Consider the following 13,356-nt stretch of genomic DNA (forward strand, 5'->3'; position numbering starts at 1 on the left):
CTGCTCTCGTGGCCGTGTCAGCGCCGTGGTATCGAATGCGCAGTACCAGGGCGTTCGTTGACGCTGAGGACGTACTCCTCCCAGCGGGGCATGCCGTGGTGGGCGGCGCGCATGTGGATGTGGTCGGTGACCTGGCGTACGTACGGCGTCGGCATGGCGCGGTGATGGGTGTACGAGGAGGCCAGGCGCTGGTGGAGGTGAGGTGGGAGGCGGGTGGCGGACTGGGTGAGGAACCAGTCGCGGGCGCCGGGGCTGATGCGCATGACGTCGGGGTACACGGTAACGGCGCCTGCTCGAAGAAGAGCTCCAGGTCGAGCCCGACCGTACGGCCCAGCCCCTGGCAGGCGGGGCAGGCGGCTTCTTCTTGCCGGTCATGGTCGTACTCCTGGTCCTCAGCGAGCGGTCAGCTGCTGGTGGATGCCCAGGGCCAGGCGCAGCGTGTCCGTGGCGGCCTCGGGGGTGAACAGGTTGTCCCTCGTGCCGGTGGCCAGGCAGTCCAGGACGTGGCCGATGGCGGCGGCGTAGTTGTCGAGCGGGGCCAGGGCGATGTCCCGGTGCCCGGCGGAGGTGTACTCGGTCAGCCGCATGGCCGGACCGGCCGGGTCGTATGGCGTCTCGTGGAGCTGGAGGACGCCGCCGGTGAAGGCGGCCTCGAAGCCATGGGTGACACCGTAGGAGGCGGGCACCATGGAGGAGGCGGTGAACTCCACCACTGTGGTGTCGTAGCCGAGGATCGTCTCGGCGGCGGCACGGTCGGGCCCGGCGCTGACGCCGCGGGCCTGGACGGAGGAGGGCAGGCCGAGGGCGGCGACGATGTAGTCGAGGTCGGAGAGCATGACTTCCAGCGCAAGCTGTTCCAGGCCCAGCTTCACCGGGCCCCAGACCGGACCGGCCTTGCGGTACGTGCGCAGGGTTTTCAGCTCGCCCAGCGATCCGTCTGCGATTACCGAGTGCAGGTGCCGTACAGCGGGGTGCACCCGCATGAACATGTCGATGAACACCTGCTTCTCGCTCGCCTCGGCAGCGCGGCAGATCTCCTCCGCGTCCGCCACACTCGGGGCGATCGGCAGCTCGCACAGCACGTGCTTGTCGGCCGCCAGCGCCTGCAGGACGTGCTCCCCGTGCAGGGCGGTCGGCAGACACACATCCACGAGGTCCACCGCGGGGTCGGCGTAGATCTCCCCGACGTCCGTGGTCGTGGCGAAACCGAACTTCTCGCCGAACATCGCGAGCTTCTCGGGGCTGCGGCCGAACACGACAACCTCGGTGCCGGGGCGTGCGGCGTAGACGGCGGCGTGGGCTCCGACTGCTGTCCCTGATGCAGACCCGCCGCGAATGACCAGGTCAGGAACTCGCAGACCGCCTGAACGTCACCCTGCGCACCGTGCGCCGCGACATCGACCGCCTGCGCGAGCTCGGCTACCCCGTCGAGGGCATTACGGGCCCCGCCGACGGCTACCGACTCACCTCGGGCACCGACATGCCCCCGCTCCTCCTCGACGACGAGGAAGCCGTCGCCATCGCCGTTGCGCTGCGCACCGCAGCCGCAGCATCCGGCGTCACCGGCATCGGCGAGACCGCGCTCCGCGCCCTGGCCAAACTCGAACAGGTCCTCCCCACCCGCCTGCGCACCCAGGTCAGCGCCCTCCAACAGGCGACGACCGCGCCTGTCACCTATGGCGCCGAGGGAGACGGGCCCCAGGCCGCCCCGGCCATGCTCGCCGCCCTGGCCGCCGCCTCCCGCGACCACGAGATCGTCACCTTCGGCTACACCACGCGCCATGGCACGCCCAGCTCCCGCCGTGTGGAACCCCACAGCCTCGTCCCCGCCATGGGCCGCTGGTACCTCGTCGCGTTCGACACCCGGGCGGAGGACTCGCGGATCTACCGCCTCGACCGCATCACCGGCCCCGTCCCCACCGGCCACCGACTCCCCGCGCGCACCTTGCCCGCGCGCGACCCCGCGGCGTTCGTCGCCGCCAAGATCGTCACTGCACCCGCCCGCCACCGTGCCGTCGCCACCGTGCACGCGCCGGACCTTGCGCCGCACCCAACCGGTGGGCGAGTCCTGGCCGGAGCCCGACTGAAGGGGAGGCAGGTCAGCCGCCATTGGTCCTTGGGCAGCCAGTCCCACAGGTCAGGAGGGCTCCAGGGGTGCACAGCGGTTGGTCTTGATCGCATCTGAGGATGTTCTGAGGCATGGCCCCGATGGGCGACGTGAGCGTGCGGGGCGACGACAGGCCGGTCGTTCTCCACCTGGGTGAGCACGAGGCCGCGGCTGCGTGCCTGCCTGGCGTCGGGCTGCGTGCTCTGCTTCGTGAAGCAGCACCCCCGCCGCGCGGCACTACCAGCGCCAGCGGGTCACCAAGACCGATCCCGAGTCCTGAGCGGCGGCTCTCCGATGAAGGTCGACGTGCTGACCGAGGCCGTGATCGCCGCCCCGTGCGACAGGGTCGCCGCCTACGCGGCCGACCCCGCGCACGCACCTGAGTGGTACGCGAGACCACTTACACCTGGGAGCCGTACGGGGAAGGCTCGGACCGCACCCGCATGACCCTCCGCAACCGGGGTGAGCCCAGCGGATTTTCCTCCCTTGGCGCCACCGTGATGGCGGCGGCCATGCGTCGCGCCCAGCACAAGGATCTCGCGGCACTCAAAGCGCTGCTGGAGCAGTGAGTACGGATCTCACTTGGGCGGCAGCATGTCCGCGAACGCCACTGCCGTCGAGACCCAGTGATCCAGCACGGCATCCTCCGCAAGGGCCGGGCCGCTCACCGTCACCCAGCCGCGCATCGGACGACCGGTGAAGTCCATGGGCCGGGCCTCGGGGCGGGCGAGAGCCTCTTCGGTCCGGTCCGGACCCACACGGACAGCGACCTCTTCACCGGACACGGCCATGGTCATGTTGCCGTGCAGCAGGAACGCGAGACCGCCGAACATCCGCTTCTCGGTGACGGCGGGCCGCTCACCGAGCCGCTCCCGGATCCGCTGGGTGAGCCCTTCGTCGTACGCCATGACTTCACTGTCCTGCGCGGTCCGGGTGCCCGCGCGCCGGGGCACCGCCGCCGACGTGCCCGTGCGGGCGGCGCACGCGACCATGGGGAGATGGAGCCGGCGTCACTGGGAGATGTCAGCACCCCCGGGCGGGTCGCGTCCGCCGGAGAGGGTGTCGGCCTGGACGAGCTGGCCCTCGCGGCCCGCAACCACGGGCTGCCCCTGGAGGCCCTGCGCTACGAGGTCACCCCGGCCGGGCTGCACTACGTACTGGTCCACTACGACATCCCCGCCGCCGAAGCGGCCACCTGGCAGCTCACCGTCCGCGGTCGGGTCCGCACGCACCTCACCTGGGACATGACCGCCCTGCGCGCGCTCCCCGCGGTGACGCACCGGGTCACCATGGAGTGCGCGGGCAACGGTCGGGCACGCCTGTCCCCGCGGCCTGTGAGCCAGCCGTGGCTGGTGGAGGCCGTGGGGACCGCCGACTGGACGGGAGTGCCGCTGCGCGTACTGCTCGCGGAGGCGGGGGTGGAACCGGATGCCGTCGAAGCGGTCTTCACGGGCGCGGACCACGGTGTGGAGCGCGGGGTCGAGCAGGACTACCAGCGCAGCCTTCCCGTGCCGCTCGCCATGGGCGCGGACCCGGAGGTGTTGATCGCCTACGCGATGAACGGCCTGCCCCTGCCCCCGCAGCACGGTTATCCGCTGCGCCTGGTCGTGCCCGGTTGGTACGGCATGGCACACGTGAAATGGCTCCGGGACATCACCTTGGCAGACGCCCCGTTCACCGGCTTTCAGCAGGTCGCGGCCTACCGACTGCGGCAGACGCCTGACGAGCCCGGCGAACCGGTCACCAGGATCGCGCCCCGGGCCCTGATGCTCCCGCCCGGCTTCCCCGACTTCATGTCGCGCACCCGAGTCGTGCACCCGGGACCCGTGTCGCTGGAGGGGCGAGCCTGGTCGGGGTACGGGCCGGTCGCGCGGGTCCAGGTCAGCGCCGATGGAGGCCGTACCTGGGTGGAAGCCGAGGTGGCCCCAAGGGCGCGGCGCACGTGGGCATGGCAGGCATGGCATTGCGACTGGACGGCCACCCCCGGGACGTACACCCTCATCGCGCGCGCCACGGATGCCGAAGGACAGGCCCAACCCCTCGAACAGCCGTGGAACCGGGGTGGCTTCGCCAACAACCTGGTCCAGCACGTTCCGGTCCTGTGCTGCTGATCACGGCCGTTCCGCAAGGACATCGAACGGCGATGATCTGAGGACGTACCGGTGCTGGGCACGTGGAGTAGCCTCAGACGGCGCCACGGCAAGCGGGAACACCTGGCCGAGACCATCCGCTGCCCCTGACCGAGCCGTCATGCGGTGATCACCCATCAGCCGGATCGCCAGGCCAACACGCTCCCATCCCAACTGGGAACATGGGCATGAGGAATCGGCAGGGAGCAGAGCTCCTCCCGACCCGAAATCCTCCGGAGGGTGGGGCGGCCGCAGGTGCGGGGGCCGCGTTGTCGATCCGCACCACGACGCTGTCTTGGGATTCGGCGATGCTGACGTGCGTGGCAGCACCAGGCGCGTGCTTGACCACGTTGGTGAGGGGCCTTTTGCGCGATGCGGTAGATGCCGTGCTGCGCGGAGGGGGACAAGACGGTGCGGGTCGCGTCGTCGAGGACCACGGGCAGGCCCGCGGAGCGGGAGTGCTCGACGAGGTCGGGCAGGTCCGCCACCGTGGGCCGAGGTGTGAGGGAGGCAGGCAGGGTGCCGGGGGCCCGCAGGCACCCGAGGAGGTCCCGCAGTTCCTGTAGGGCCTCCCGGCCGGAAGTCCGGATGTGTCCCGCCTCCTGTCCCATCCATTCCCGGTCACCGCTGGCCGCCCGGCCCCCGAGAACCGCGCTCTCCAGCGCGCCTGCGCGCAACACCCTGTGGCCGGTCGTTTGTACAGGTCAGGTACCGTTCTCAGCTTTTAGAAGAAGCCGAGCTTCTTGGGGGAGTAGCTGACCAAAAGGTTTTTGGTCTGCTGGTGGTACAGCAGTTGGAATAGGGCTGACCAGGCAAAACAGTGGTTCGGGATGTCCATCCCGGCAGTATGGTCCGCGGATGGACCGGATCTTGGTCCCGGCCGGCCCGACACGGGTTGCTCATCCGGAGCGCCAAGCTGCCGGGCTGGCGACGTCGGTGCAGTGCAGGATGCGGTGGGCGGTTGAGGGCGTGATCCCGGTCGGGGCGGTCAGCCGCAGGGGTCGATCCGGCAGCCGGTTGGCATGTCTGGCAGTGGCGCGTGGGCCGCGCGCCGCGAGTGTGTGGAGAGCCTGCTGGGTCTGGGGCTGGCCCGGGACGCGTACGGTCGGCGTCGGGTGGCGCCCGTTCCTCGCCCGGCTGCACCAACTCGGTGATCGGCACCGCCGCCAACACGGTCACCGCCTTCATCCCCGTCCGTGCGCAGCGCCTCTCCTTTCCGCAGTGGGATGCTGTCGCCGGACGCCTGGCGCGCCCGGCCCTCCGAGGTGACGGAGGGCCGGGCCCAGGTCAGTTGTCCATGCCGAAGTAGCGGCTGAGGTAGTCGATGATCTCCGTGGAGTGGGGCAGGAGTTCGGGCAGTTGGGCGGCCAGGGCCGCGCGGGTGGCGGTGGCGAGGGAGGCGGTGCTGGTGGCGGCGGGGCGGACGTACGGTTCGAGGCGCTTGATCAGCTCGTAGTTGCTGTCGATGTTCTCGGCGCGCATCGCCTTCTCCAGGGGCGGCGCTCCGGGCGGTGGGACGGGTGCGAGCACCCGGCTGACGTAGGTGACGCGGTGCAGGATCCGCCAGCACGGGGGCTTGGCGGAGTTCTGGCGGGTCTGCCGCAGGGCGGCGGCGTCGGGGGCGTCGCTGCCCGACAGCCAGGTGGGGTCGACGACCTTGTGGTAGAAGTCGTCGAAGTTGGCGCTGTTCTCGCCGAGGTAGAAGGTGAGGAAGCGGTAGGCGTCGACCTTGCCCGGCACCAGGACGGGCTTGCCCGCCGTGTCGTAGACGGGCTTGCCGTCCTTGTCACGGCGCTGCAGGTCGCCCGGGGGTGCGCACTGGACGTCGAGGCCGAAGGAGCGGGAGGCGTCCTTGCCCTTGGCCCGGGTGACGCTGAAACCGCCGCCCACGGAGGCCTCGAGCTGGCCGTAGAAGTTCACACCTTTGAAGCCGAAGTTGCCCCCGTAGGTGCCGCCGATGCTGCCGCTGAGCGCGTAGGAGCCGGAGGTGGTCTCGCTGACGGCGTCGGTGGCCTCGGTGGTCTCGGCGAAGAAGCCGCCCTGGGCCGTCCAGACGTAGGTGTTGACCAGGTCCCGGTGCGAGAAGCCGGTGGCGGCGGCGCTGCCGGCGGTGCTGCGCCCGGTCTCCTGCTGCTCGACGGACATGCCCATCGAGCGCAGGAGCGCCTTGGCCTGTCCCTGGGTCGGGTCCGGGCGGTGGGTCTCGGTCGAGACCGATTCGTAGAAGGCGTGCAGCCGCTGCTGGTCGCGGGTGATCCGGCGCTTGAGCGCGTAGGCGTCCCGCGGCTTGAAGTAGCTGTACTCGCCGTAGCCGGTGGCGGTGGGGTAGTCGGGGTCGGTGACCTTGCCGCGGTCGTCGAAGCCGACCGCGCCGTCCAGGGTGCCCTGCTTGGTGTAGCGGGGGTTGATCGGGAAGTGGATGAGGTTCCAGTCCGGCGGGATGTCCGGGTTGGGCAGCATCCGGTAGGCGACCAGGGCGCCGGTGTGCGCCAGGCGCAGCGCGAAGACGTCGGCGGTCTGGGACTGCACCAGCGCCATGCCGGTGTTGGCGGGCACGTACCGGCGGCCGACGGCGGAGTTCAGCACCTTGGCGGCGTCCTCGGTGTAGCCGGTCAGGGCCAGCTTGGCCTTGCGGGCGGTGTTGGTGCCCTGGCTGACCTTGGTGTCCTCGCTCCAGGTGTTGGAGAACTCAAGGCGGCCCGTCAGGCCGACCTTCAACTGGGCGTCGGCGAGCGGGGACGCGATGCCGAAGCCGGCCGGAGCGGTGATCGACAGGACGCTGGCATCGGTCTCGAAGCCCACCGCGAAGCCGAAGGCGGCGTTGACGCTGCGGGTCTTGCTGGAGGACAGGCTCCGCACCACCTGGTTGGCCTCGGCGAACTCCACCGAGGAGGCGGCGGCGTAGCCGTCGGCCTTGTCGGTGAGGTTCTCCGAGGGCACCGGCGGGGCGCCCTCGATGTAGCCCATGAGTTGCGGATCGAACTGGGCCTGGCCGACCCACTCGGTGGTCAGGTCGCCCACCTTGTACCCGGTGACCAGGTGCCAGCGGCCGTCGCGGACGAAGCCGTAGCAGCGCTTGAGCACACCGAGCGTCTCGCCCTTCGCGTCGTACTGGAGGTCGGCGTACTCGGTGGCACTGGGGGCGCCCGCGATGGTGTCGTGGAAGGGAGTGCGGACGTCGGCGAGGGCCGAGCGCACCTGGGCGGTGTCGGTGGACACGGGGGCGGTGGAGAGCAGGACGCGGGGCCGCTTCGCGGAGAAGGCGAGGTTGTTGCCGCGCAGGCCCTCGTCGCGCACCGAGGTGGTGCCGGGTTCGGTGGAGTCCCGGTCGAAGGGCCAGTAGCCGAGCAGGTCCCGCTTGTTCTCGCGCAGGCGGGTGAACAGGTTGTCGCTGATCTGCTCCCGGGTGCGGACGGTGCGCCAGATCCGCACCTCCTCCAGCGTTCCGGTCAGCAGCTCCGTCGGTTTGCCCCCTTCCAGGCGGGCGCCCAGGGTGAGCTGGGCATCGCCCCAGGAGGCGGTGTCCTGGGCGGTGACGGGGGCCTCGGACAGCGGCTCGCCGTTGCGGTACAGCCGCAGCGGGCTGGCCGTGGGGTCGACGTCGCGGGTCCAGCGGGCGCCCCGCAGCTTGGCCGGGAAGGAGCCGGAGACGTCGACGGTGACGTTCCCGGCGTTCTCGTTGAAGGGCCAGCGGGCCAGCAGCCCCTTCTCACGCGCGGTGACCGGCTGCCCGAGCTGGACGGCCGGCCGTGCGGAGTTCCACAGCCGCACCTCGCACAGGACACCGTGCAGCCCACGGCCGATCTCCAGCTCGCCGGAGTTGGACTGGGCACCAGGGCCGCTGTACAGGTGGCTGCCGGCGGCTGCGCCGTCCAGGTGGAAGCGGATGTCCTGCTCGGACTGGATGCTCGCGTTCGCCTGGGCGGCGGCGGAGGTGTCGGGTTTGCGGCGCTGCCGCACCACGGTCACCCGCTGGAAGGCGCCGACCGTCACCGGGCGGTCGGAGGTGTAGCGGACGGCCTTGCCGTCGGCCTCGGCGAAGGCGAACTCCACCCGGCCGTCGGCCAGGATGCCCAACTGGTACGGGACGCCGTCCCGGCCGCCGTCGACCACCGTGCCCTTGGCGAGCAGGCCCATCGGGGCGCCGAGCTTGTCGATCCGGACGAACGCCTCGATGGTGAGGTCCTCCAGGACGTCCAGCGAGTTCTGCGGGGCCACCGACAGGCCCGCGCCGCCGTTCAGGCTCAGGGCCCAGGACTGGGTGAAGGTGGCGGCCAGGTGCGCCCATTCGTTGCACGGGAAACGCTCCGCCGAGCGCACCACCCGGTCGCCGACCCGGGCCACCACCTGGTAGCCCTTGATCGGTGAGGGCGGGCTGCTCGGCCCGTCGAAGGTCCAGTGGCCGAGCAGGCCCGGTTCGCGGCCGGAGAGCCGCTGGTGGCGCTCGGAGGAGATCTCGTGCTGGGTGCGGGCCCGGCCGAAGACGCGGACCTCGTCGATCCGGCCGTCGAGGTAGTCGCCGGTGAAGGGGAAGTGGCCCAGGATCAGCGGGCCGTTGCCGGTGTAGGCCCCAATGGAGGTGCGGCGGGCGACCTCGACGCCGTCCCGGTAGAGGATCTGCTCGCGGGTGGCGTTCTTGTAGACCGCGGCCCAGTGGTGCCACTCCAGGTCCGGGTAGGCCTGGGTGGTCTTCAGGTCGTCGCCGTACAGCGAGAAGTAGAAGGTCTCGTCGGGGTGGACCCACAGGTGCAGGGACTGGTCGACCCGGCCGTCCGTCGCGCCATGGAACAGCAGCGGCTCGACGCGGCCCCGGGACTGGTTGCGCTTGGCCCACAGCTCGATGGTGAAGTCCCGGTTCGCCAGGTCGAGCGAGGGAGTCAGCTGGGCCTTGGTGCCGCCGACGAACTGCCAGGCCGGCAGGGTGGCCGGGGCGAGCGCCAGGGAGTAGCCCGATCCGTCCGTCCTGGCGTGGACGATCCGGCCCCCTCCGGCCTCGGGGTTGACCCAGGCCTCCAGGCTCAGGTCACCGGTCGGGGCGCTGTTCTGCTGCTGGCCGGCGGGCAGGGTCAGGTACTGCTCCTTGCCGTCGAACAGGAAGGCCCGGCCGGGCATCTCGGCCCGCCAGCGGCAGCCGCGGCCGGTGATGGTCGCCTTGGCCGTGCCGTTGGGGACGGAGTCGACGCCGCCCGCGGTGAGCCCGATCAGGCGGGATCCGGCGGACAGCAGGACCCCGGCCCGGGTGGACTCCGCCCGGGCCCAGTCGTAGCCGACCAGGCTGACCTTGTCGCCGGGCTTGATCGCGGTGCCCGCCGTCGTGAGGGTGAGCGTCTTGGCGCCGGTGGGGCTGTCGGCCTCCGCGGCGTAGCCGGTGCTGCCGATCACGAGGTGGGCCCTGGCCGGGACCGGCATGGTGGTGGCCCCGGTCAGCTCCACGTTTCTGCCCGTCACCCGGGCGACCGCGCCGACCGTCACCGGCCGGCCGGGGCTCCCGGCCAGGGCGGCGGCCATCAGGTCGGCCTTGCGCGGCAGCGACCGCCAGGTCTCGGTGTCGGAGCCGACGGTGACGGTCAGGTCGCAGCGGCCGGGCGCGTCGCCGTCGGCGACCTTGATGGTGGCGCTGTCCAGGGGAACGGCCGGGTCGCGGGCGAGGAAGGTGAGCGTGCCGCCGTCCCCGGCGAGGGTCTGGGCACCGCGGACGACGCCGGTGTCGTAGTACACGACGAAGAACTGGTTCTCGGCGCCGCGGAAGTACAGCACGACGTTGCCGGTGCCGCTGTCCAGCAGTGCGGGCCGGTCGGTGCCCCGGGCGAATTCGAGCAGGCAGCCGGACAGGCTCAGACCGGTGGAGTCCACCGCCAGCAGCGGCATCGCCACCGTCAGGTCGTCGTCCCCCTGCAGGGCGGTCGACAGGCGGGCCAGCTGGTCCCGGGCGTCCTTGAGTTCGGCCTGCTTGGCGGCCAGCACGAGCTGCAGTTCGGCGACCCGCTGTTGGGCCGTGCGCGCCTCCTGGAGGAGCTGGCGCGCGGCGTCCAGCTTCTCCTTGGCCGCGAGGTACGCCACGTCCACACCCGAGCGCATGGACAGGCGCGTCATCTTGAACAGGCCCGAGTCCGCTGTGAGGCATTCGCTCGACTGGACCAGGTGGGGTAACTGGTACGTGGAGGGCGAACCGATCGCCAGTCGGCTGCCGCGGTTGACGATGCGGACGTACTCGCCCTCGGCGATCAGCTGGAACTGCGCGCTGACGTTGCCGGGTTCGCGGACGATCGTGCTCAGCCGGGCGGTCTCGGACGTCGAGTTGCCGGTGACGCGCAGGTCCCGGTTGCGCTCGCGGGCGACCAGGAAGTAGCAGGGCCGGCCGTTCTGGCTCTGGCCGGTGTCGGCCAACCACCAGGTCGTCCGGGGGCCGTTGGGGGGGATGAACTGCACCCCGGCCTCGTACTCCGAGGTGAGGATGGCGAAGAGCGACTGCGCCAGGTGGCCGCTGGCCAACTGGCGCGGTGTCTTGAGCTCCAGGCTGTAGGTCCAGGAGGTGACCAGGTCCTTCTCGGCGAGGTATCGCCGCTCCAGGTCGTCGAAGCCCGGCTTCAGCCGGTCGACTTCCGCCTGGTACTCGGCCACCCTGCCCGCGGTGCCGGCCAGCCGGGTCATCTCCGACTGAAGGGACGCGACCTCCGGCTCCAGCCGCTTGATCAGCTGCTGCAGGGCGCTGACCTGCTCCGAGTCCTGGCCCTTCGTCGGCCGCTTGAGCACCGCCGGGTCCAGCACGTCCGGCGCCTGGGCCAGCCGGCCGTCGCGGCCGACCGCGAAGTCCAGGCCCGCCAGGCACGGGTTCTGGCCGTACCTGGCGGCGAACGCCAGCAGCACCCGAGCCTGCCGCTTGGCGGGCTTGGGGTCGGGGCGGTACCCGGCGACCACGTTCTCCTGCTGGTGGTACAGCACGGCCGACAGGCCGGACACCACCGAGCGCCCCTTGAGGGTGAAGCTGTCGCGCCGCACCCCGGGGTGGTCGCCGACCGGGGCGTCCGAGCCGGTCCACTGCACGCCGCCGCCGAGCATGCCGTGCAGCGCCCGGTCGCTCTGGTCGTTCGCGGTGCTCCCCGTGCCCTCGTCGAACCGGTAGTAGGCCACCAGTCCCGGCTCGTTGCCGATCAGCCGGTAGCTCATGTCCTCGGTGAGCTCGGCGGCGGAACGCACCCGGTCCCAGATCCGGAGCTCGTCGACGTCGCCCTTGAAAAGCTTGTCCGTACCGCCGGAGGAGTCCTTGCCGACCAGGGTGTTCACACCGGTGGCAGGGGTGAACGGCAGCGCCCCGCTGCCGGCCGGCCTGCCGTTGACGTACAGCTTCGCGGTGGTGCCGTCGAAGGTGGCGGCGATGTGGGTGTAGGCGTCCGTCGGCACCGAATCGGTGGACAGCAGCGGCGACGGCGCGCCCTGGTGCGTGAGGCTCACCAGGCCGGCGGCGTCCACTGCCAGCAGGTACTCCCCGCTCCTGGCCAGCACCGGCCCGTCGAGGGCAGCCGGTTTGACCCAGGCCTCGATCGAGTACGCCTTGCCGCCGAACCGCAGCGCCGCCGGATCGCCCAGGTCGACGTGGGCGCCGGTGCCGTCCAGCCGCAGTGCGGTCTCCGCACGCCCCTCGGTGCCCGTCACCGGCACCAGCTCGCGTCCGGTGAACGGGCAGTTGCCCGGGCTGCGCTCGAATACCGCGTCGCGGTACAGAGGGTCGGGGCTGGTGTAGAAACGGGTGCCCCGGGTGTTGAACAGGCCCTGGGCGCCCTGCTCGACGCTGAAGGAGTCGACCCGCCCGGTGGCGTCGTTGTGGGCGAACAGCTGCCAGCGCTGCACGCCGCTGATCGCGGTGGGCACCAGCACGGCGGCGAACCGGCCCTGGGTCAGGTTCCGTACGAAGGACAGCTCCTGGGTCGGCTCGTGGAAGGGGCGGCCCTCCATGTCCTCGGTGCCCAGGCTGTCCTTGGCCGACTCGGGACGGGTGGCGTGCCGGCTGCGCTTGTAGCGGACCTCAAGCACCGGCTTGAGCTTGCCGTCCACCAGCAGGAACCGGTCGCACAGCAGGGTGTCGCGCACCAGCGGCACCTTCTTCGTACCGCTGAGCACGTAGTCCGTGCGGGACGCGTTCCCCGAACAGCCGCCGCCGGTCAGCTTGTACACCGCGTCGGAGTGCGTCTCGCCGACCGACTGCCGTAACACCACCACGTACGTGCCGTCGGAGACCACGTGGAACGGGGCGTCCGCCGTCAGCCGCGCGGTGGTGGACAAGAACGGGTCGGTCTCCTGGGCCGTGGGCCGCTCGTCGACGGCCGCCTCGGCCCCGCCGCGCTTGACCGTCGGCATCGCCGTCGCGCCGACCACGGCGTACCCCACCTCGGCCAGCTCCCGGGGGAGGACCAGCTCGGCCGGGTTGTCGCTCCAGTACGCGGTGTCCGCCTCGCCCTTGGCCGGCGGGCCGGACAGGTCCAACACCGAGTAGACGATCCGGCGGGACGCATCCATCGCGAACGCGATGGTGGTGCCCTGGTGCCGCGCCATCGTCACGTGCCGGTACGACCGGTCTCCGTAGATCTTGAGCAGGGATTCCTGCGGTGCCACTGCTTCCCCTCCCGCGAGCATGGCCGCCGGCCCCGGGCCCACACGCTTCGGAGCGGCGATGGACGTGCGGATCACTCCTGACGGAGCGTCGGCCAGTCTGGCACCCGCGGCTACGATTGAGGGGAAGTTGTGAATGCACTCGGCTGCTACACGGCTTGAACACCGCTCCGGGTGGCCGGACTTCGCCGTCCGACGACCACTGTCACGGCCGAGGGGCCGCAGTCTGCCGGTCTCGGTCAGCGGGGCATTACGGTGGACCACGAGGGCCTCCTCGGCTAGGTGCGGATGTCGCAATTCACGCCGACCCCGGAGGCCCTCACCCATTTCAAGAACCCAGCACGCGTGTCGCCAACGTCCCCGGACAGCAGTGGACTGTGCGGACGCCGTTCGGGGACATGCGCTCCAGGAGCATGGGGGCTGCCGGTGGGGCGCTGAGTTCCGGAGTTCATACCGTAGCCACGTGGGGTGGGGATGTGGATCGCAGAAACATCGCTAGTTCTAATGAACATG

At 71.0% G+C, this 13,356-nt stretch carries 6 protein-coding genes and 1 pseudogene; 3 read left to right on the forward strand and 4 right to left on the reverse strand.

Going from position 1 to position 13,356, the window contains the following annotated elements; translation table 11 throughout:
- Positions 1–17 precede the first annotated feature (17 nt).
- Together ABT084_RS18790 and ABT084_RS18795 are read right to left on the reverse strand one after the other, a co-directional pair.
- On the reverse strand, positions 18–263 hold the full coding sequence (locus ABT084_RS18790) for a hypothetical protein (RefSeq protein ID WP_351044859.1): 246 nt from the start codon (positions 261–263) through the stop codon (positions 18–20).
- Positions 264–392: 129 nt separating this feature from the next.
- Positions 393–1,256 carry a Gfo/Idh/MocA family protein gene (locus ABT084_RS18795; protein ID WP_351044861.1) on the reverse strand — a complete coding sequence of 288 codons (864 nt, stop codon included), beginning with the start codon at positions 1,254–1,256 and terminating at the stop codon, positions 393–395.
- Positions 1,257–1,318: 62 nt separating this feature from the next.
- Here ABT084_RS18795 and ABT084_RS18800 point away from each other — a divergent pair.
- A pseudogene (locus ABT084_RS18800) lies at positions 1,319–2,059 on the forward strand (helix-turn-helix transcriptional regulator); the annotation flags it as partial.
- Between the two features lie 491 nt (positions 2,060–2,550).
- A complete protein-coding gene (locus ABT084_RS18805) occupies positions 2,551–2,676 on the forward strand; it encodes an SRPBCC family protein (RefSeq protein WP_351044863.1) in 126 nt (41 codons plus the stop codon).
- A gap of 9 nt (positions 2,677–2,685) precedes the next feature.
- Here the strand turns inward: ABT084_RS18805 and ABT084_RS18810 are convergent, their stop codons facing one another.
- A complete protein-coding gene (locus tag ABT084_RS18810; RefSeq protein WP_351044866.1) occupies positions 2,686–3,015 on the reverse strand; it encodes a TfoX/Sxy family protein in 330 nt (109 codons plus the stop codon).
- Positions 3,016–3,105: 90 nt separating this feature from the next.
- Between ABT084_RS18810 and ABT084_RS18815 the strand changes: the two genes are divergently transcribed.
- On the forward strand, positions 3,106–4,218 hold the full coding sequence (locus ABT084_RS18815) for a sulfite oxidase (RefSeq protein WP_351044868.1): 1,113 nt from the start codon (positions 3,106–3,108) through the stop codon (positions 4,216–4,218).
- A 1,305-nt stretch (positions 4,219–5,523) separates the two neighbouring features.
- On the opposite strand, the gene ABT084_RS18820 is transcribed toward ABT084_RS18815, so the two are convergent.
- Entirely contained in the window at positions 5,524–12,846 is a 7,323-nt protein-coding gene (locus tag ABT084_RS18820; protein ID WP_351044871.1) for a LamG domain-containing protein, read from the reverse strand.
- Positions 12,847–13,356: the final 510 nt, after the last annotated feature.

It is taken from the genome of Streptomyces sp. NPDC002138 (assembly GCF_040296485.1).
Lineage (GTDB): Bacteria > Actinomycetota > Actinomycetes > Streptomycetales > Streptomycetaceae > Streptomyces.